The sequence below is a fragment of the Microbacterium marinum genome, assembly GCF_014204835.1.
In the GTDB taxonomy this organism is placed as follows: Bacteria; Actinomycetota; Actinomycetes; order Actinomycetales; family Microbacteriaceae; genus Microbacterium; species Microbacterium marinum.
The window spans coordinates 1642261-1661472 of record NZ_JACHMD010000001.1 but is presented as its reverse complement, the minus strand read 5'-3'; the positions used below and the strand labels follow the sequence as shown (position 1 = coordinate 1661472).

At 70.9% G+C, this 19212-nt stretch carries 21 protein-coding genes; 11 read left to right on the top strand and 10 right to left on the bottom strand.

Going from position 1 to position 19212, the window contains the following annotated elements; translation table 11 throughout:
- Window positions 1-64: 64 nt before the first annotated feature.
- Entirely contained in the window at window positions 65-286 is a 222-nt protein-coding gene (locus tag BKA24_RS07985) for a DUF3107 family protein (protein WP_184216823.1), read from the top strand.
- Window position 287: 1 nt separating this feature from the next.
- Window positions 288-575 carry a hypothetical protein gene (locus BKA24_RS07980; RefSeq protein ID WP_184216821.1) on the top strand — a complete coding sequence of 96 codons (288 nt, stop codon included), beginning with the start codon at window positions 288-290 and terminating at the stop codon, window positions 573-575.
- A gap of 27 nt (window positions 576-602) precedes the next feature.
- Here the strand turns inward: BKA24_RS07980 and BKA24_RS07975 are convergent, their stop codons facing one another.
- On the bottom strand, window positions 603-1319 hold the full coding sequence (locus BKA24_RS07975) for a ferritin-like fold-containing protein (protein WP_184216819.1): 717 nt from the start codon (window positions 1317-1319) through the stop codon (window positions 603-605).
- Between the two features lie 187 nt (window positions 1320-1506).
- On the opposite strand from BKA24_RS07975, the gene BKA24_RS07970 reads away from it, so the two are divergent.
- Entirely contained in the window at window positions 1507-3018 is a 1512-nt protein-coding gene (locus tag BKA24_RS07970) for a DEAD/DEAH box helicase (RefSeq protein ID WP_184216816.1), read from the top strand.
- A gap of 36 nt (window positions 3019-3054) precedes the next feature.
- Here the strand turns inward: BKA24_RS07970 and BKA24_RS07965 are convergent, their stop codons facing one another.
- Window positions 3055-3930, bottom strand: coding sequence for a PHP domain-containing protein (locus tag BKA24_RS07965; RefSeq protein WP_184216814.1), 876 nt, complete (start codon window positions 3928-3930; stop codon window positions 3055-3057).
- Window positions 3931-3983: 53 nt separating this feature from the next.
- On the opposite strand from BKA24_RS07965, the gene BKA24_RS07960 reads away from it, so the two are divergent.
- Genes BKA24_RS07960 through BKA24_RS07950 form a run of 3 tightly spaced genes read left to right on the top strand, consistent with a single transcriptional unit; the run spans window position 3984 to window position 8255 of the window.
- A complete protein-coding gene (locus tag BKA24_RS07960; protein WP_184216812.1) occupies window positions 3984-4997 on the top strand; it encodes an endonuclease/exonuclease/phosphatase family protein in 1014 nt (337 codons plus the stop codon).
- A 46-nt stretch (window positions 4998-5043) separates the two neighbouring features.
- Window positions 5044-6480, top strand: coding sequence for an aminopeptidase P family protein (locus BKA24_RS07955; RefSeq protein WP_184216810.1), 1437 nt, complete (start codon window positions 5044-5046; stop codon window positions 6478-6480).
- Window positions 6477-8255 (top strand): gamma-glutamyltransferase family protein, encoded by a 1779-nt coding sequence (locus tag BKA24_RS07950; protein ID WP_343066026.1) that lies wholly within the window; start codon window positions 6477-6479, stop codon window positions 8253-8255. The genes BKA24_RS07955 and BKA24_RS07950 overlap by 4 nt, the downstream gene beginning before the upstream one ends.
- On the opposite strand, the gene BKA24_RS07945 is transcribed toward BKA24_RS07950, so the two are convergent.
- Window positions 8237-8908, bottom strand: coding sequence for an alpha/beta family hydrolase (locus BKA24_RS07945; RefSeq protein WP_184216808.1), 672 nt, complete (start codon window positions 8906-8908; stop codon window positions 8237-8239). The two genes, BKA24_RS07950 and BKA24_RS07945, sit on opposite strands and share 19 nt — an antisense overlap.
- Complete coding sequence (locus BKA24_RS07940) at window positions 8905-9642, bottom strand: YflT domain-containing protein (protein ID WP_184216806.1); 738 nt, start codon at window positions 9640-9642, stop codon at window positions 8905-8907. Before BKA24_RS07940 ends, BKA24_RS07945 begins: the two co-directional genes overlap by 4 nt.
- 72 nt (window positions 9643-9714) lie before the next feature.
- Between BKA24_RS07940 and BKA24_RS07935 the strand changes: the two genes are divergently transcribed.
- The 3 genes from BKA24_RS07935 to BKA24_RS07925 are packed head-to-tail and all read left to right on the top strand — an operon-like array spanning window position 9715 to window position 12637.
- Window positions 9715-10986: a magnesium transporter MgtE N-terminal domain-containing protein gene (locus BKA24_RS07935; protein WP_184216804.1), complete on the top strand. Its 1272-nt coding sequence runs from the start codon at window positions 9715-9717 to the stop codon at window positions 10984-10986.
- Window positions 10986-11513, top strand: a complete 528-nt coding sequence (locus BKA24_RS07930) for a DUF1003 domain-containing protein (protein ID WP_184220611.1) — start codon at window positions 10986-10988, stop codon at window positions 11511-11513. The genes BKA24_RS07935 and BKA24_RS07930 overlap by 1 nt, the downstream gene beginning before the upstream one ends.
- Entirely contained in the window at window positions 11510-12637 is a 1128-nt protein-coding gene (locus BKA24_RS07925; protein WP_184216802.1) for a P-loop NTPase, read from the top strand. Before BKA24_RS07930 ends, BKA24_RS07925 begins: the two co-directional genes overlap by 4 nt.
- A gap of 10 nt (window positions 12638-12647) precedes the next feature.
- Here the strand turns inward: BKA24_RS07925 and BKA24_RS07920 are convergent, their stop codons facing one another.
- Window positions 12648-13046 carry a twin-arginine translocase TatA/TatE family subunit gene (locus BKA24_RS07920; RefSeq protein ID WP_246367064.1) on the bottom strand — a complete coding sequence of 133 codons (399 nt, stop codon included), beginning with the start codon at window positions 13044-13046 and terminating at the stop codon, window positions 12648-12650.
- 73 nt (window positions 13047-13119) lie between these two features.
- Between BKA24_RS07920 and BKA24_RS07915 the strand changes: the two genes are divergently transcribed.
- A complete protein-coding gene (locus tag BKA24_RS07915) occupies window positions 13120-13758 on the top strand; it encodes an O-methyltransferase (protein ID WP_184216800.1) in 639 nt (212 codons plus the stop codon).
- 60 nt (window positions 13759-13818) lie between these two features.
- Here the strand turns inward: BKA24_RS07915 and BKA24_RS07910 are convergent, their stop codons facing one another.
- The 3 genes from BKA24_RS07910 to dapE form a co-directional block, all read right to left on the bottom strand.
- Window positions 13819-13992 carry a DUF3117 domain-containing protein gene (locus BKA24_RS07910; protein ID WP_184216798.1) on the bottom strand — a complete coding sequence of 58 codons (174 nt, stop codon included), beginning with the start codon at window positions 13990-13992 and terminating at the stop codon, window positions 13819-13821.
- Between the two features lie 94 nt (window positions 13993-14086).
- A complete protein-coding gene (locus BKA24_RS07905) occupies window positions 14087-15286 on the bottom strand; it encodes a hypothetical protein (RefSeq protein ID WP_184216796.1) in 1200 nt (399 codons plus the stop codon).
- Entirely contained in the window at window positions 15268-16347 is a 1080-nt protein-coding gene (dapE, locus tag BKA24_RS07900; protein WP_184216794.1) for a succinyl-diaminopimelate desuccinylase, read from the bottom strand. The genes BKA24_RS07905 and dapE overlap by 19 nt, the downstream gene beginning before the upstream one ends.
- Window positions 16348-16422: 75 nt before the next feature.
- On the opposite strand from dapE, the gene dapD reads away from it, so the two are divergent.
- Entirely contained in the window at window positions 16423-17367 is a 945-nt protein-coding gene (dapD, locus tag BKA24_RS07895; protein ID WP_184216792.1) for a 2,3,4,5-tetrahydropyridine-2,6-dicarboxylate N-succinyltransferase, read from the top strand.
- A gap of 29 nt (window positions 17368-17396) precedes the next feature.
- Here the strand turns inward: dapD and BKA24_RS07890 are convergent, their stop codons facing one another.
- Together BKA24_RS07890 and BKA24_RS07885 are read right to left on the bottom strand one after the other, a co-directional pair.
- The gene (locus BKA24_RS07890) at window positions 17397-17804 is read right to left on the bottom strand and encodes an SHOCT domain-containing protein (protein WP_184216790.1); all 408 of its coding nucleotides are present in this window, start codon (window positions 17802-17804) and stop codon (window positions 17397-17399) included.
- Between the two features lie 47 nt (window positions 17805-17851).
- Entirely contained in the window at window positions 17852-19123 is a 1272-nt protein-coding gene (locus tag BKA24_RS07885) for a citrate synthase (RefSeq protein ID WP_221417552.1), read from the bottom strand.
- Between the last annotated feature and the right edge of the window lie 89 nt (window positions 19124-19212).

Genomic DNA, 19212 nt, shown 5'->3' with positions numbered 1-19212 from the left:
CCGAAGCGGTGTCGTAGGCTCGGAATGCGCCCGCACCGGCGGCGCAGGGAAGGCAGGCACCACCGTGGAGATCCGCATCGGAATCGCGAACTCGCGCGAGCTCAGCTTCGAGTCGACCGAGACGGCGGACGCCGTGAGGTCGACCATCGCGTCGGCTCTGGACTCGGGTGCCGCGTACGTCACCCTCTCCGACGCGAAGGGCGCGACCTACCTCGTCCCGACCGCAGGCATCGCCTTCGTGGAGGTGGGGACGGACCAGTCCCGCCGCGTCGGCTTCGTGGCCTGACGTGCTGATCGTCCTCGCCCTCGTGATCGGGGCAGCGTTCGGAGCGGCCGCGCACTTCGCTCTTCCCGGCCGGGCGCTGCGCGGCGCGGCACTCGGACCAGTCGGCGGCGCCGCCCTCGGCGCGCTCGCCTGGACGGCGCTGACCTGGTCGGGCCTCGGTCCCGATTCGGTGTGGGTCTGGCTCGTCTCGGCGCTCCTGCCGGCGATCGTGGTGCCGCTCGCGCTCACCGCCCTCACGCGGGCGCGCACACGCGCGGATCAGCAGACGCGGAGCGCCCTCGGCATCTGAGGGCCCCGAAGAGCGCCCGGACCCGGGTCAGGCGTCGAGCCCGATGGCGGTCATCCGCTTGGAGTGAGCCGCCAGCAGCTGTGTGAACACCGGCTCCACCTGCTTCTCATCCGCCCGGTCGAGCCCGCCCGGCCGCAGCGCGCCGCGCGCGACGAGAAGCGTGTCACCCACGAGGCGTCGCCCCCACATGCTGAGGATCGATCGCCATTCGTCGTCGGCGGCGATGGCATCGGTGATGATCCCTACGAGCGCCGAGCGATCGGCATCCGCTCGCAGCACCGCCGCCACCCGACGCCCCGTGTCGCCGTAGCTGCCGGAGAGTGACAGATAGAAGTCGTCGAGCAGGCCCGCGGTGATGTGGACCGAGAGCATCGTCTCGAGAGCCCGGGCGCCGTGGGTCGCCCGACGGAACACATCGAGCGGCTCCCGGAACGGGAGCATCAGACGGAGGGGGTCCTCACCTCGGTCGCGGATGAGGTCCAGGAGGCCCTGGTGTTTGAGCAGCGCGGCACCCGCGGCGCGCGAGAGCGACTCCTTGTGCGAGAGCTCGGGACTGCGCTCGATCAGTGCGCTGATCGTCTCGACGTACCCCAGCTGCAGGTACGCGGCCTGTCCGAGGTAGGTCGCGACATCGGGTGCCAGCTGCTCGAAGTCCACGCGTCGGACGTCGCTCGCCTCGTCGCGGGAGCGCAGACGGAGGACACGACCGGGCGGCCTGCGCCGCTGCCAGAACCACCTCACCACGGTGTCAGCCTACGCGGGCGGATGCCAGGGCGCCGACATCCGGCCCCGTGCCTTCCGGGGCGCCGCCTGCCCCTCCGGTAGGGTGGGAGCGTCCCGGCGACGGATCGGGACCCCGCGCCTGTGGCTGAGTGAAGGGCGTGGACCTTCATCGCGGCGGCCTCTCACCGCCAGACAGGCACGGAAAAGAATGACCACGTTCGCAGAGCTCGGCGTCGACCAGGACATCGTCGACACCCTCGCCGCCAAGGGCATCGTCGACGCCTTCCCCATCCAGGAGCAGACCATCCCCCTGGGCCTTCCGGGGCAGGACATCATCGGCCAGGCCAAGACCGGTACCGGCAAGACCTTCGGCTTCGGCATCCCGGTCGTCCAGCGTCTCGGCCTCGACCCCTCCCCCGGCGTGAAGGCGCTCATCGTCGTCCCCACCCGTGAGCTCGCCGTCCAGGTCTACGAGGACATGGACATGCTGACCTCCGGCCGCTCGACGAACGTCGTCGCCATCTACGGCGGCAAGGCCTACGAGGGGCAGATCGACCAGCTGAAGGCCGGCGCGCAGATCGTCGTCGGCACCCCCGGCCGCCTCATCGACCTCAACAACCAGCGACTGCTCGACCTCTCGAACGCGACCGAGGTCGTCCTGGACGAGGCCGACAAGATGCTCGATCTCGGCTTCCTCCCCGACATCGAGAAGATCTTCCAGAAGGTCGCCCCGGTGCGGCACACCATGCTCTACTCGGCGACCATGCCCGGTCCGATCGTCGCGCTCGCGCGCCGGTTCATGTCGAACCCGATCCACATCCGCGCGAGCGACCCCGACGAGGGCATCACGCAGAAGAACATCAAGCACCTCGTCTACCGCGCCCACTCGCTGGACAAGGACGAGGTCATCGCCCGCATCCTGCAGGCTGAGGGCCGCGGCAAGACCGTCATCTTCACGCGCACCAAGCGCGCCGCGCAGCGCCTCGTCGACGAGCTGAACGACCGTGGCTTCAATGCGGGCGCGGTCCACGGCGACATGAGCCAGGAGGCGCGGGAGCGCTCGATGGCGGCGTTCAAGGCGGGGAAGAAGGACGTCCTCATCGCCACCGATGTCGCCGCCCGCGGCATCGACGTCGACGACGTCACGCACGTGATCAACCACACCATCCCTGACGAGGAGCAGACCTACCTGCACCGCGCCGGGCGCACCGGCCGCGCCGGCAAGACCGGCATCGCGGTCACCTTCGTGGACTGGGAGGACCTGCACAAGTGGGCCCTCATCAACCGCGCGCTCGAGTTCGGTCAGCCCGAGCCGGTCGAGACGTACTCGTCCAGCCCGCACCTTTTCACCGACCTCGACATCCCGGCCGGCACGAAGGGGCGCATCGCCACGGCCCCCAAGGCCGCTCCCGCGCGCACCGCCGCTCCCGCCCGGGCCGCAGACGCCGCCGCTGAGGGCACCGGGGAGGGCGGCTCGCGCCGCCGCCGCCGCCGTCGCAACGGCTCGGAGGACGCCAAGGTCGGATCGACCTTCACCGAGGGCTCCGCGTCGTCGGGCGCAGACGCCGCCGCGTCCGGTGGCAACGACCGGTCCGCCGACGGCGCCGGCACCCACGACGGTGCGGGCAAGGAGCACCACGACGGCAAGCCGGCCCCCACCCGCCGTCGACGTCGCCGTCGCGGCGGCGCCGGCTCGGGCGCTCCGGTCGCGGGAGCCTGACCACCGCGCACCGCCCGTCCCGCCGGCGTTGCGTCGTCACGGCGTGACGGGCGCTGTCCCCTGCCCGAGCGCGATGATGCGATCCACCATCTCGTCGGCGGTCGTGTACTCCCCCGGCAGATTCGGTTTGCCGCGCCCGTGGTAGTCGCTCGATCCCGTCGCGATGAGGTCTCGCGCGGACACGAGGGAGCGCAGTCTGCCCAGCGCCGGCTCGACGTTCTCGCGGTGACCGAGCTCGAATCCGGCGAGCCCCGCGTCGATCAGGCGAGCCAGCAGCCGATCAGGGAGCAGCCCGCCGCGGCCGGCGGGGTGCGCGATGATCGGCACGCCCCCTGCTGCGCGCACGGCGGCGACCGCGGTCACCGGGTCGGGCGCGAACAGGTCGACGTAGTAGGGGCTGGAGGGATGGAGGATGCCGCCGAACGCCTCGCCCCGGTCACGCACATGACCACGCGCGACGAGCGCGTCGGCGATGTGCGGTCGCCCGACGGTCGCCCCGCTCGCCGTCTGATCGACGATGTCCGCCCAGTCGAGGTCGTAGTCGCGTCCGATCCGGTCGGCCATCCTGCGGGCGCGCGTGAGGCGCGAGTCCCGGATCCGGTCGGTCAGGGCGCGGAGGCCGCTGCCATCCGGGTCGAACAGGTAGGCCAGCACGTGCACGCTGCGCCACTCATGACGCGCCGAAAGCTCCATCCCGGGGAGGAAGGTCATCCCGAGCGAGACCGCGGCATCCGCCGCTTCCGCCCATCCCGCCGTCGTGTCGTGATCGGTGAGAGCGGCGGTGCGGATGCCGTGGCGGTGCGCGGCGGCCATGACCTCGGCCGGCGGCTCGGTGCCGTCGGAGTGGTCGGAGTGCAGGTGCAGGTCGCTCGGTCCGGAGTGCCCCGCCGGCGATGCGTTCCCGGCTGACATCCTCCGAGCGTATCGCGCAGAAACTCCACAGCCTGCCCGTCTAGGGTCGCTGTGTGCTGCGACTGCTGGGGATCCTCGTGACGATCGTCGCGGCCGTCGGCGCCGCCCTCGTCACCTGGCCGCAGTTCTTCCGCCTCGAGCGCGAGTTTCCCTTCGCCCAGCTGGTCTCCCTGCGCCCCGTCCTCGCGGTGGCCTTCGCCGTCGTGGCTCTCGTGGGTCTTCTCCTCTGCGCCGGTCGCCGCACCCGAGGGTTCGGTGCCGGTATCGCGATGGTCGCGGTGCTCGCCTGCGTGGCCAACGTCGGCGTCCTCGCCTGGCGCGGGCTCGGAAGCACCGACCTCCCCGACCCGACGGACGACAGCATCCGGGTGATGACGTGGAACACGGCGGGCGAGGCGACCGACGTGGATGCCGTGGTGAAAACGGCCATCGCCATGCAGGTCGACGTCGTGGCGCTCCCCGAGACCAACGCCGACACCGGCGAGGCGATCGCGATCGCCATGCGCGAGCGCGGCAATCCGATGTGGGTGCACGAGGAGAACTACGAGGGCTGGGATGCCACGTACACGACGCTGCTGATCTCCCCCGACCTCGGCGACTACTCGGTCGTCGAGTCGCAGTCGTCCGGGACGACCAACACGTCGATCGTCCCCAGCGTGGTGGCGATGCCGGTCGACGGCGACGGTCCCACGATCGTGGCGGTCCACGCCGTCGCGCCGCGGCAGGACGACATGGCCGACTGGCGCAACGACCTCCGCTGGCTGGCAGATCAGTGCGCGAGCGAGAACGTCATCATGGCGGGCGACTTCAACGCGACGGTCGATCACATGGACCGGTTCGGGACCGACGGCGGCGATCTCGGCCGGTGCATCGACGCGGCTCGGACGACCGGCAACGGCGCCGTCGGAACATGGGATACCGCCTGGCCGGCTCTGCTGGGCACGCCGATCGACCACGTGATGTCCACCGACGTGTGGCGCGCCACCGGATCGGTCGTCCTCACCTCGCTCGATGGAACCGCCAGCGACCACCGGCCGGTCATCGTCCAGCTCGAGCCGGCGGGCTGAGCGCTGCGGGCGTGACCGACGCCTGCGACGGTGCGAGACTGGACAGATGAGCACCGACGAGCGCGACACGATCGCACCGGACGACAGCGCGACGACGACCGAGACCGCCACCCCCGCGACCACGAACCGCAAGCAGCCGTTCCCGCGGGGCTTCCTCGACACGATCTCCGAGGGCTGGGCGGAGCGTCCCGAGTCGACACCCCCGCAGCGCGCGCAGGCCCCCTACGCCACCGCTCGCCGCGCGGCCGTGTCCGCCGCGTTCCCGGGACGCCGGCTCGTCATCCCCGCGGGCTCCTACAAGCAGCGCTCGAACGACACCGACTACCCGTTCCGCGCGCACTCGGCCTTCGCGCACCTCACGGGGTGGGCTGCCGACGCCGTGCCGGACTCCGTGCTCGTCTTCGATCCCACCGACGACGGACACGACGTCACCCTGTATCTCCGTGAACGCGCCGACCGCACGACGACGGAGTTCTACGCCGATGCCACCATCGGCGAGTTCTGGATCGGTCCGCGCCCCTCTCTCGCCGGCGTCGCCGCCGACCTCGGCCTGGCCACCGCGCACGTCGACGGGTTCGCGGCATCCGAGGCGGACCTCGTCCTCGACGAGGACGACGACCTCACCCGGTTCGTCTCCGAGATGAGGCTCGTGAAGGACCCGTTCGAGATCGCACAGATGCGCCTCGCGGTCGACACCACCGCCCGCGGGTTCGACGACATCGTCGCCGAGCTGCCCCGCATCATCGACACGCCCCGGGGCGAGCGGGCGATCGAGGGCGTCTTCCACCTGCGCGCGCGCACCGACGGCAACGGCGAGGGCTACGACACGATCGCGGCATCCGGTCCCCACGCCTGCTACTTGCACTGGACCCGCAACGACGGAGCGGTCGTCCCCGGAGACCTCGTCCTGATCGACGCGGGCGTCGAGGTCGACAGCCTGTACACCGCCGACATCACGCGGACCCTTCCGGTCTCCGGCACGTTCTCCCCCATCCAGCGGAAGATCTACGAGACGGTGCTGGAGGCGGCGGATGCCGCATTCCGCATCGCCCGCCCGGGCGTGCGGTTCCGCGCGCTGCACGAAGCGGCGATGGAGGTCATCGCGGCACGCGTCTCGGAATGGGGCCTGCTGCCGGTCACGGCCGACGAAGCCCTCGACGCCGACCGCGGCGGCCAGCACCGCCGGTACATGGTGCATGGCACCAGCCACCACCTCGGCATCGATGTCCACGACTGCGCCCAGGCGCGGCGGGAGATGTACTACGACGGCGAGCTGCAGCCCGGGATGGTCTTCACGATCGAGCCCGGACTGTACTTCCAGATCGACGATCTCACCGTTCCCGAGGAGTATCGCGGCATCGGAGTCCGCATCGAGGACGACATCCTCATGACCGAGTCCGGACCGGTGAACCTCTCGGCCGACATCCCCCGTACGGCCGACGACGTCGAGGCGTGGATCGCCCGGTCGGGCGTTCGCGGGTGAGTTTCACCCCACCGCCGCCGTTCACGACCCGCCCGCAGCTTCGGGGCACCTTCGGGATGGTCGCCGCCACGCACACCACGGCGGCGGCCGTCGCACAGGCCGTGCTCGAGCGCGGCGGGAACGCCTTCGACGCCGTGTGCGCGGGCGGATTCACCCTCCACATCGCCGAACCGCACCTGAACGGCCCCGGCGGCGACCTCGTCGGCCTCTTCCAGGTCGCCGGCGCCGACGAACCCACCGTGCTCATGGGCCAGGGTCCTGCGCCCGCAGCGGCGACGATCGACCACTTCCGCGCAGAGGGGCTCGACCTCGTCCCCGGCGCCGGGGCCCTCGCCGCCGCGATACCGGGTGCCGTCGACGCGTGGCTGATCCTGCTGCGCGACCACGGTACCTGGGAGCTCTCTGACGTCCTCTCCTACGCCATCGGCTACGCGCGCGACGGCCACCCACTCCTCCCCCAGGCCGCGGCGACGATCGATCGCGTCGCCGACCTCTTCCGCGAGAACTGGCCCACCTCCGCGGACCTCTGGCTCGTCGATGGGGCCGCACCCGCCGCCGGAGCGCTCCACCGCAACCCCGCCTACGCCGCGGTCCTCGAACGACTCGTGGCCGCGGGCGACGGCGCGGCATCCCGAGCCGAACGCATTCAGGCCGCGAGGCGCGAGTGGAGCACCGGCTTCGTCGCGCGCGCGGCGTCGGCCTTCGCCGCGGTGCCCCACCGTCATTCCACCGGCGGCGACCACGCAGGCGTCATCGACGAGGCGGACTTCTCGGGGTTCGAGGCCGGGTATGAGCGTCCCCTCCGTGCGCGCTTCCGGGGCCGCACCGTCTTCAAAGCGGGCGGATGGACCCAGGGACCGGCGCTCCTCGCGGCGCTGCGCATCCTGGATCCGCTCGAGGACGCGCTGCTCGACCCCGCCACGCCCGCCGGCGCGCACACGATCATCGAGACTCTCAAACTCGTGCTCGCCGACCGCGACGCGCACTTCGGCGACGGGGCGCAGGTCGAGTGGCTCCTCACCGATTCCGCGACGGATGCCCGCCGGCGCGAGCTCGGCGATGCGGCATCCGCGCAGTGGCGGCCGGCGACAGCACCCGACGGATCCGCCTGGCAGCCCCCGCTGCGGCGCCCCGACGGCACGGTCGTCCCGGGCACGGGCGAGCCGACGGTCGCGAAGAGCGGCGAGACACGAGGAGACACCTGCCAGATCGACGTCGTCGATCGGTGGGGAAACATCGTGGCCGTCACGCCGTCGGGCGGGTGGCTCCAATCCTCCCCGACGATCCCCGAGCTCGGCTTCTGCCTCGGCACCCGGCTGCAGGTGTCCTGGCTCGATCCCGCTTCGCCCAGCGCACTCGCGCCGGGACGGCGCCCGCGCACGACGCTTTCCCCCACCCTCATCCACGACGGCGACACCACGATCGCCCTCGGCACCCCCGGTGGCGATCAGCAGGACCAGTGGCAGCTGCCGGTGATCGTCCGCATGCTCGCGGGTGGCTACTCCGCGCAGGAGGCCATCGATGCGCCGACACTGCACACGACCGCGATGGTGGACTCGTTCTGGCCCCGCAGCTGGACGCCGGCCGGCGCCGTCGTGGAGGACCGGATCGGCGCCGACGTCGTCGACGAGCTGCGCTCGCGCGGTCACGACGTCGTCCTCGCGGGAGAGTGGGCTCTCGGCAGACTGTGCGCCGTCGGTCGGGACCGCGCGACCGGCGCGGTCTGGGCCGCTGCCAACCCGCGCGGGATGCAAAGTTACGCCGCGGGTCGCTGAACCCGCGTCCGCAGCCACAGCAGCGCGGACCGTGCGACGTCCGCGCCCACCTCTTCGGGAGTGCGTCGGGCACCCTTCACCTCGAACGAGTGACCCCCACCCTCGGTCCACACGATCTCGGCATCCTGGCACGCGTCGACGGCGGCCTCGAGATCGGACAGCGGCTGGAGGAACGGATCGGCGGTCCCGGCCAGGAACAGCTGCGGGGCGCTGATAGCGGGCAGGTGCACCGTCCGCGCCTTCTCGGGTCGCCCCGGTGGATGCAGCGGGTACCCGAGGTACACGAGCGCGGCCGGATCGATACGACCCTCGGCCGCCGCCATCGACGCCATCCGACCGCCGTAGGACTTGCCTGCCGCCACCCACGGCAGGCCCGCGGCGAGCTCCGACACGCGGTCGGCGACTGCCGCCCACGTCTCGATCGCGTGCGCCGCCGGTCCCGGCATCCGACGCCCCGCCTGCAGATACGGGAAGGTGAAGCGCACCGTCGTCACTCCGGCGCCGGCGAAGGCCGCGGCGGCGCCGGAGAGGAACGGGTGGTCCATTCCGGCGCCAGCTCCGTGGGCGAGAGCCACGACGGCCCAGGCATCGTCGGCGTCGTCGACCCGGTCGTCGATCTCGACGGGCCCCGCGGGCAGGGCGACCGTGATCACCGCGACGGGGCCGTCGCAGGCGGCTCGGCCGGGGGCTCCGGGGCGGGGTCGACCTTCTCCTCCGCCGGCGGGACGGGATCGGATGCCGGGGTCGGCGCGATCCGCTCACCGTAACGGGGCGGCTCTTCCGGCCCCGGCGCCGGGCGCGGCTGCTCGGGGACAGGCGGCGGGGCGGGGTCGACGCGCTCCCCCGGGGCGGCGGCGGAGCCAGGGTCGACCCGCTCGCCGTAGCGCGGTGGAGTGCCGAGATCGACCGGCGCGGGCGTACGCGGCGCCGCCGCGGGGCCGAGGAGGTCTTTCGCGCGCGAGAAGCTGCGCGGGAGGACGGTCACGTCGTAGTGGTCGGCGATCACCTGGGTCACGGAGGTGTAATCCCGCCGACGCCGGATGATCGAATAGCTGATGATGCTCATCAGCATGCCGAGGGCGATGCCCACGAGCATCACCCCGACGAAGAGCTGCAGCGCCGCGCCCGGGCTCCCGAGCACGAAGATCGCGGCGAACAGCAATCCGAGGAGCACGCCGTTGATCGCCCCCGAGCGCGCGGCAGTTGCGTATCCGAGGCGGCCCGTGACGCGCTCCACGGACCGCAGCCCGCGGCCGACGATCGCGATGTCCTGCGCCGGGACGTCGGAGGAGATCAGGGTCGACACCGACTTCTGCGCGGCCTCGTACGACGTGTATTCGGCGACCGTCGCGCCGTGCTCCTTCGGGGCCCCACCCAGCATGCTCATCTGCCCATCTTGACACGCGACCCTCTGCACCGGCCGGGAGTGCGCAGGCCGGTCGCGGACTACGCTGGACGGGTGAGCACGCAGCGGGTCTTCGTCGCACGCCTGACGGGGTGCGCAGTCTTCGACCCCGCGGGCGACCGGCTCGGCCGCGTCCGCGACGTCGTCGTCATCTATCGGAAGGACGATCCGCCCCGCGTCGTCGGGCTCGTCGTCGAGATCCCCGGCCGCCGCAACGTCTTCCTCTCGATCGGCCGGGTCACCTCTATCGCGAGCGGTCAGGTCATCACGACGGGCTTGATCAACGTGCGTCGGTTCGAGCAGCGCGGCGGCGAGGTGCGTGTCATGACCGAGCTGATCGGGCGGAGCGTTCACCTGAACGACGGCTCGGGCTCTGCCGTGATCGAGGACGTCGCGATCGAACGCGATCGCCTCGGCGACTGGCAGGTCGGGCAGCTCTTCCTTCGCAAGCCCAAGACGAGCGCCTCGCCCTTCGCGAAGGGCCCGACGACCTTTGCGCAGTGGAGCGATGTGCGTGACCAGCAGGTCGCCGGGCAGACCCAGTCCGCCGAGCTCCTCGTCGCGTCGTACTCGGAGTTGAAGGCCGCCGATCTCGCGAACACGCTGCTCGACCTGCCCGAAGAGCGACTTCTGGAGGTCGCCGAAGAACTGCCCGACGAGCGCCTCGCCGACGCCCTCGAAGAGATGCCCGAGGACGAGCAGGTCCACATCCTCGAAGCGCTGGGCGACGAGCGGGCTGCCGACATCCTCGACGCGATGGAGCCCGACGACGCCGCAGATGTGCTCGGCGCGCTCTCCGACGTCCGCGCCGAGCAGCTGCTCGATCTCATGGAGCCCGAAGAGGCGGAGGACGTCCGCGCCCTGCTCGAGCACGGTCCCGACACCGCGGGCGGTCTCATGACGAGCGAGCCGATCGTCCTGTCGGCGGATGCCACCGTCGCCGAAGCACTGGCACTGATCCGCCGCCACGAGCTGCACCCGGCGCTGGCCGCGGCCGTCTTCGTGACCCTCCCGCCGTACGAGACGCCGACGGGCCGACTCCTCGGTGTCGTCCATTTCCAGCGCATGCTCCGGTACCCGCCGCACGAGCGACTGGGGGCCATCATCGACGACTCGGTGGAGCCCGTCCACGTCTCCGCCACCGCGGCGGAGGTGGCGAGGATGCTCGCCAGCTACAACCTCGTCTCCCTTCCGGTCGTCGACCGCGCTCACCACCTCGTCGGAACGGTCACCGTCGACGACGTGCTCGACTATCTGCTCCCCGACGACTGGCGCTCTCACGACGCCGATGACGACGCATCGACGCAGCGGGCGGTGCGTCGATGATGGCGCGCGCCCCGAAGTCGGGGTTCGAGGCGCCGCGCGGCCGTCGCACCGGCGTGCTCGTGCGTACGCCGCAGCCGTCCCGCGACCGGTTCGGCCGCTTCACGGAGTGGATCGCCCGCGCCATGGGCACCCCGGCGTTCTTGCTCATCCTCACGCTGTTCTGCGTGGCCTGGATCGTCTGGAACACCGTCGCGCCCGGCAGCCTCCGCTTCGACGACGCGGCGCTCGGGTTCACGGCCCTGACACTCATGCTCTCCCTGCAGGCGTCGTACGCCGCGCCGCTGATCCTGCTTGCGCAGAACCGGCAGGACGACCGCGACCGCGTGCAGATCGAACAGGACCGCCAGCGGGCGGAGCGCAACCTCGCCGACACCGAGTACCTCGCCCGCGAGGTCGTGGCGCTGCGCATGGCGCTGACCGACATGCAGAGCGAGACGGTCACCCGCGACGTGCTGCGACAGGAGCTGCGCGCGCTCCTGAAGGAGTGGGACGAGCGCGACCCGACGTCGTCGGACGAACGGCCGTGACCGACGTCGACGACGTCCGCCGGGCGGTCGCGGCTGTCACCGATCCGGAGCTGCGCCGCCCCATCGGCGACCTCGACATGGTCCGCGGGATCACCGTCGACGGAGGCGCCGCGACGGTCGAGATCGCCCTGACGATCGTCGGGTGTCCCGCCGCGGATCGGATCGAACGCGATGTGCGGGGCGCGGCGGCATCCGTCCCGGGCATCGATCACGTCACCGTCTCGGTCGGGGTCATGACGCCGTCGGAGCGGGCGGCCCTCGTCGAACGGATCCGCGGACCCCGGCAGATGCCGTTCACCGCGGACTCGCTGACCCGCGTGATCGCGGTGACGAGCGGGAAGGGCGGCGTCGGGAAATCGACCCTGACCGCCAACCTCGCCGTGAGTCTCGCGGGCCGAGGCCTCGCCGTGGGCCTCATCGACGCAGATGTGCACGGGTTCTCTATCCCGGGCCTGCTCGGCCTCGTCGACGCCGACGGCAGACCGCCGCAGCCCACCCGGATCGACGAGCTGATGCTTCCGCCAGTGGCCTTCGGGGTGAAGACCATCTCCATCGGGATGTTCCTCCCCCCGGATGCCCCTCCGGCGGTGGCGTGGCGCGGACCGATGCTGCACCGCACCGTGCAGCAGTTCCTCACCGACGTCCACTTCGGAGATCTGGATGTGCTCCTCATCGACATGCCGCCCGGCACCGGCGACGTCGCGATCTCGGTCGGCCAGCTGCTCCCGCACGCCGACGTCCTCGTGGTGACGACGCCGCAGGAGGCCGCCGCCGACGTCGCGGTGCGGAGCGGTCTCGTCGCGAGGCAGACGGGCCAGCGCGTGGTCGGCGTTGTGGAGAACATGGCGCCGCTGACCCTCCCCGACGGGACGGTCCTCGATCTGTTCGGCAGCGGCGGCGGCGAGGCGGTCGCGCGCATGCTCTCCGACGGCGACACCGACGTGCCCCTGCTCGGCTCCGTCCCGCTCAGCCCGGCGCTCCGTGCCGGCGGCGACGCCGGCACGCCGGTCGTCGTGGGCGCTCCCACGGATGCCGCGGCGGTCGCCATCGATGCGGTGGGTGCCGCGCTCATGGGTCAGCGCCGCTCGCTCGCCGGCAGGTCCCTTCCCGTGCGACCGAGCTGACGCAGCCGGATCAGGTCGCTTCGGTGTCGTACGGCGTCGCCGCGGAGCGGGAGCGAGGCCCGGCATCCGTTGCCTCGGCGACCACCGCCGTGGCCGCCTCGGTCGCCGTGGCCGCCTCGGTCGCCGTCGCAGCAGTCACCGGCCGGACGGACGGCTCCTCGATGAGCGCCTCGCGGATGATGCGCCGCGGGTCGTACTGTCGCGGATCGAGCTTGCGCCACTCGATCTCGTCGAAGTCGGGACCCATTTCCTCCTTGACCCGGGTGCGGGCCCCGTCGAGCCATTCCCGCAGACGCCGGGCGAACCGGCCGAGGGATGCCGCGTACCCGGGCAGCCGCTCCGGCCCCAGCAGGACGGCGGCGATGAGCGCGATGAGGAGGATCTTCTCCAGATCGAGCCCGTTCGACATGCCTTCCAGGTTACCCGTGCGCCTGAGGCGTCCGCTGCGTGACGCCGCCTAGGCTGAACACGGAGGTCCCACCATGGCCGAATACGATGCCACCCGCAGGTATGCCGACGAGGCGATCGTCGAGCCCGACACGATCGCGCGGGCGCGTGCCCACGCGCTGGAGATCGGCGCCGACCCGTTGAGCGCAGCCGTCGGCGCGCAGTGCGCGGTCATCGCGGCGGCCAGTCGCGCCCTCAACATCGTCGAGATCGGCACCGGCGGCGGCGTCTCGGGCCTCTGGCTGCTGCGCGGCTCGCCCCGGGCGACCCTCACCACGATCGACAAGGAGCCGGAGCACCTCGCCGTCGCCCGCTCCGCGTTCGCCGACGCGAAGATCCCCGCGGCACGGGCACGGTTCATCACCGGGCGGGCGGCGGACGTCCTCCCCCGCATGAACGAGGCCTCCTACGACATCGTGCTGGTCGATGCCGATCCCGAGGGCGTGATCGAATACGTGGAGCACGGCCTGCGTCTGGTCCGCTCGGGCGGGACGGTCCTCGTCCCCCGCGTGCTCGCCGGCGGTGCCGTGGCCGACCCGGTGCGTCGCGGTCCGCTCGAGACGGCCTACCGTTCACTCATCCAGGAGACGCAGTCCTCGCCTGCAGTCCTCGGCGCGCTCTCCATCGTCGGCGAGGGACTCCTGCAGCTGACGACGGTCGCCCCCGACGCCTGACGCGTCGAGAAACGACGAACGGCCGGTCCCCCGACCGGCCGTTCGTGTGTGGTGGTGACGTCAGGCTGCGCCGACGACTCCCGCCAGGACGCTGTGGAGTTCCTTCGCCTCATCGTCGTTGACGGACACGACCAGGCGTCCACCCCCCTCGAGCGGGACACGCACGATGATGAGGCGGCCCTCCTTGACGGCTTCCATAGGTCCGTCTCCGGTGCGCGGCTTCATGGCTGCCATTGTGGGGCTCCCTTTCGTCTTCGGCCTACCGGATAAGTCTACCGGGTGGGCTGAACCGGTTCGGCGCAGGGAAAGCGGTCGCCGACATCCCCCGTCACGGGATGCGGAAGTAGGTGTCGCCGAGGGCGAGCATCTCGTGGATCCACCACCACTGGCCGAGGAGGCAGGCGGCGAGGACACCGAACCGCCACCATCGTGACCGCGGCGCGGCGAACGCGCCGACCATCGGGGTGAGCGGAAGGAGAAGACGGAAGACGCTCGACTGCGGGAAGAACACCGCGAGGAGGTAGACGAGGTAGCTGGCTGCCCACAGCCGGATCTCCATGCCCTGGAGCCGTACGCGGCGCGACCAGAGGAGTGCCGCGGCCGCTCCCGCCACGAGGGCGCCCAGGCAGAGGTACCCGAGGACCTCGGGAAGTCCCCACAGCCCGAACCACATCCCGGCCGCGGTCACGAAGCCCCCGAACGGTACGAAGCCCTCCTCCTCGCCGACCCAGCTGCGCCGCCACGCGAGCTCTGTCTCGAGATAGGCGGACGGGTCGCCCGTCACGACGCCCGCGATCACCTGCCACGAGAATCCGACGACGGTCGCGAGCGCGCCGAGCGCGACGATGTGGATGATCTGCCGCCGCGGCAGCGGGTCGCCGGACCGCCCGAACCATCGTGCGATCCCGTAGAGGCCGAGCAGCAGCGCGAAGGCCAGGACGCCCGGCCTGGTGTAGCCCATCAGCGGAACGAGGACGTAGAGCCAGCCGAACGAGCGACGGGTGAGCGCCCACAGTGCGAGGAGCAGCCAGAGGAGGAAGAGCGACTCCGCGTAACCCATCTGGAAGAGCGCCGCGAGCGGTCCGTTCGCGAAGAACGCCACCGCCCAGAGGGAGGCTCCTGCACCGATGCGTGGCCGGAGCAGGTGGAACAGCGTGAGGGCGGCGAGGTATCCGGCCACGAGCGACACGGTGATCGCGGCCGCCGGGTACCCGCCCAGGAGTGCACCCAGGGCCTGCGACAACGTCGGGTACACCGGCATGAACGCCCATGCGTTCTCGGCCACCTGGCCCGACTCCGACAGTGGGAGCTCGGTCGGGTATCCGGATGCCGCGATCAGCCAGTACCACTGACTGTCCCACCCCATGGCGAGGGAGCCGACGGTGGCGTCGGCACCGAAGCGGGAGTTCGGCCCGGAGAGTTCTGCCGCGAACCAGAAGAAGAGGGTGGTCAGGCTACGGGCGAGGAGATAGATGAGGGCGACGAGCCCCGCCGATACCGCGGGCGAGGTCAGGCGCCGGTGAGCCATGCCCGCAGACCCCGCTCCACATCCTCGATCTGAGCGAGCGGCACGCGCTCCTCGTCGTGGTGCGCGAGGTGCGGATCACCCGGGCCGTAGTTGACGGCCGGCACGCCCATCGCCGAGAACCGTGCGACGTCGGTCCAGCCGTACTTCGGCTGCGGCACGGCGCCGACAGCGGCGACGAACTCCTGCGCGAGCGGCGCATCGAGGCCGGGCCGCGCGCCCTCGGCGAGGTCGACGATCTCCACCTCGAACCCTGCGAGGACGTCCCTGACGTGCGCCTCGGCGGCTGCGCCGTCCTTGTTGGGCGCGAAGCGGTAGTTGACTTCCACCTCGCAGGCGTCGGGGATGACGTTGCCGGCGATTCCGCCGCCGATCCGCACCGCATTCAGACCTTCGCGGTAGACCAGACCCTCGACCGAGACCTCCCGGGGTCGATACTCGGCCAGCCGGGCGAGGATGGGGGCGGCTTTGTGGATCGCGTTCTCGCCGATCCACGCACGCGCACTGTGTGCGCGTACTCCGGAGGTGCGGACGATGGCGCGGAGGTTGCCGTTGCATCCCCCTTCGACCTGCCCGTTGGAGGGTTCGCCGAGGATCGCGAAGTCGGCGGCGAACAGATCGGGACGGGATGCCGCGAGCCGCGTGAGCCCGTTGAGTTCGGCAGCGACTTCCTCGTGGTCGTACCACATCCAGGTGAGGTCGACGCGGGGGTCGGTGAGCTCGGCCGCGAGTTTCAGCTGAACGGCGACGCCAGCCTTCATGTCGACCGTTCCCCGCCCCCAGAGGTACGGCTGGCCATCGATCTCGATGTCGCGGGTGGGAACGTTGCCGTTGATGGGCACGGTGTCGATGTGACCGGCTATCGCGACGCGCTGCGCACGACCGAGAGCGGTCCGCGCGACGATCGTGTCGCCGTCGCGGTACACGTCGAGGTGGTCCAGCCCCTCCAGCGCCGCGAAGATGGCGTCGGCGAGGGGCGTCTCATCGCCCGACACGCTCGGGACGTCGCAGAGAGCGCGGGTCAGATCGACGGAGGACGCGCGGAGATCGAGCGTGGTGGGCATGGCGCCCAGTCTATCGACGGCGATCAGAGCGCCTCCCGCGACGGCGCACCCGAGCGCGCCCGATACGCTGGAGGAGTGAGTGACTTGCGGCATGTGTGGGGTATTGGACTGGCGACGCGGAGCTCGAACGGGACGGTGCTGGACACCTGGTTCCCGGCTCCCGCCCTCGGGGCTGCGCCGGCAGCCCCCGACACCGCCGTGCTGGATGCCGCGGCCGGAGCCGACGAGCGCCGGGACGTGACCCTCGAGGTCGTCGTCGTCGACATCGATCTCGACGCCGCGCCCGCGAGCACCTCAGACGCCTACCTGCGTCTGCATGCCCTCTCGCACCGTCTGGTCGCCCCCAACGAACTCGATCTCACCGGCATCTTCGGACACCTCCCCAACGTCGCCTGGACCAACGCAGGCCCCGTGCACCCCGACGACCTCGAGCGGCTCCGACCGTCGCTGCAGCGCGCCGGCATCCAGGTGCAGGGAGTGGATAAGTTCCCGCGCCTCACCGATTACGTGACGCCCGCCGGCGTCCGGATCGCCGATGCCTCACGTGTCCGCCTCGGCGCACACCTCGCCCCCGGCACGACGGTGATGCACGAGGGCTTCGTGAACTTCAACGCCGGGACGCTGGGCGCCTCGATGGTCGAAGGACGCATCTCGCAGGGCGTGGTGGTCGGGGACGGCAGCGACATCGGCGGCGGAGCATCCATCATGGGAACGCTCTCCGGCGGCGGCACGCACCGGGTTTCCATCGGCGCCCGCACCCTCCTCGGCGCGAACGCGGGCATCGGCATCTCGCTCGGGGACGACTGCATCGTGGAAGCGGGACTGTACGTCACCGCCGGCACGAAGATCGTCCTCTCGGCGGAGGCGCCGCTCCACGACGGCTCACGACCGGTCGTGAAGGGCGCCCAGCTCTCGGGCCAGAACGGCATCCTCTTCCGGCGCAATTCGCTGTCGGGCGCCGTCGAAGCGGTCCGGCGCGACGGTGTCGGCGTGACGCTCAACGCGGAGCTCCACGCCTGAGTCCGACGCGCTGATCCCGTCGCGTCGACTCAGCCCCGCAGGGCGGCGCTGCGCGCGTCGCGGTGCTCGTCGTCGGAGATGACGCCGCGGGCATGGAGGTCGTCGAGCTCTGCGAGCCGCTCCTCCAGCGTCTTCTCCGGCGTCGGCGTGACCGTCGGTGTCGCGGGTGCGAGGACGTCGCTGCGGAGCACCTTTGCGGCGATCGCGGCATCCACCGTCAGGGGATCGACGCCGGCGTCCTTCAGGACGCGGTACTTGCGCATCCCCACCACCGCGGAGAAGATCACGCCGGCGATCGCCACCACCACGACCAGCCCGAGCAGGGCGCCGAAGCCGTTCTGCGCGGCGGCCATGCCGTTGTCGTAGAACGGTCCGACCCCGGTGTCATCGAACGGGATCTCGTCGGTCGGGATGAACTCCCCCCAGAGCATCGTCATGGCGACACTGTAGCGCGCGTCGCCCGACCGCGGGGGTCAGCGCGCGATCAGCCGTGAAGCGGGTAGTCGCGCTCGGTCGCGCCGACGTACAGCTGCTGCGGGCGGCCGATCTTCGTCTGCGGGTCCTGCTGCATCTCTCGCCAGTGCGCGAGCCAGCCGGGCAGACGCCCGATCGCGAACAGCGGCGTGAACATCCGCGTGGGGAAGCCCATCGCCTTGTAGATCACACCGGTGTAGAAGTCGACGTTGGGGTAGAGCCGCCGCTCCTTGAAGTACTCGTCGTTGAGGGCGATGTCCTCGAGCTCGTTGGCGAGGGCGAGCAGCGGGTCGGTGACACCGAGCTCACGCAGGACCTCGTCCGCGGACTCCTTCACCAGCTTGGCGCGCGGGTCGTAATTCTTGTAGACCCGGTGCCCGAAGCCCATGAGCTTCACGCCGTCTTCCTTGTTCTTGACACGCTCGACGAACCGCTGGACGCTCTCGCCGGAGTCGCGGATGCGCGCCAGCATGTCGAGGACCGCCTCGTTGGCGCCGCCGTGGAGCGGGCCGTAGAGGGCGTTGATACCCGCCGAGATCGAGGAGAACTGGTTCGCGCCGGTGGAACCGACGAGACGCACCGTCGAGGTGGACGCGTTCTGCTCGTGGTCCTCGTGCAGGATGAGCAGTCGCTCGAGCGCTCGCGACATCACCGGGTTGATCTCGTACTTCTCGGCGTGATTGCCGAAGTTGAGCTTCAGGAAGTTGTCAACGAAGCTCAGCGAGTTGTCGGGGTACAGGAACGCCTGCCCGATGCTCTTCTTGTGCGCGTAGGCCGCGATGACCGGCAGCTTTGCGAGCATGCGGATCGTGTTGAGCTCGACGTGCTCGGGATTGTGCGGGTCGCTCTGGCCCTCGTAGTACGTCGACAGTGCAGCCGTGGCCGCCGAGAGCACCGACATCGGGTGGGCGGTGTGCGGCAGCGCCGAGAAGAAGTGCTTCAGGTCCTCGTGCAGAAGCGTGTGGCGGCGGATCTTTTCGTCCCAGCCCGCGAGCTCGTCGGCGGTGGGCAGTTCGCCGTAGATCAGCAGCCAGGCGACTTCGAGGTACGTGCTGTGCTTCGCGAGCTGCTCGATGGGGTACCCGCGGTAGCGCAGGATGCCCTGATCGCCGTCGATGTAGGTGACCGCGGACTTGGTCGAGGCGGTGTTGACGAAGCCGTAGTCGAGTGCGGTGTGGCCGGTCTGCTTCGTGAACGTCGCGAAGTCGACACTCGGAACCCCTTCGCTTCCGGCGATGAGCGGAAGATTCGCGGTCTTGTCACCAACGGTGACGGTGGCCATCTGGGGGGTGTCCGCGTTAGTCACGAAGCCTCCTTGCGGTCGTCGGGAGCGGTCTTTACAGCCTAACGGTGCGACAGCGCCTCTCCTGA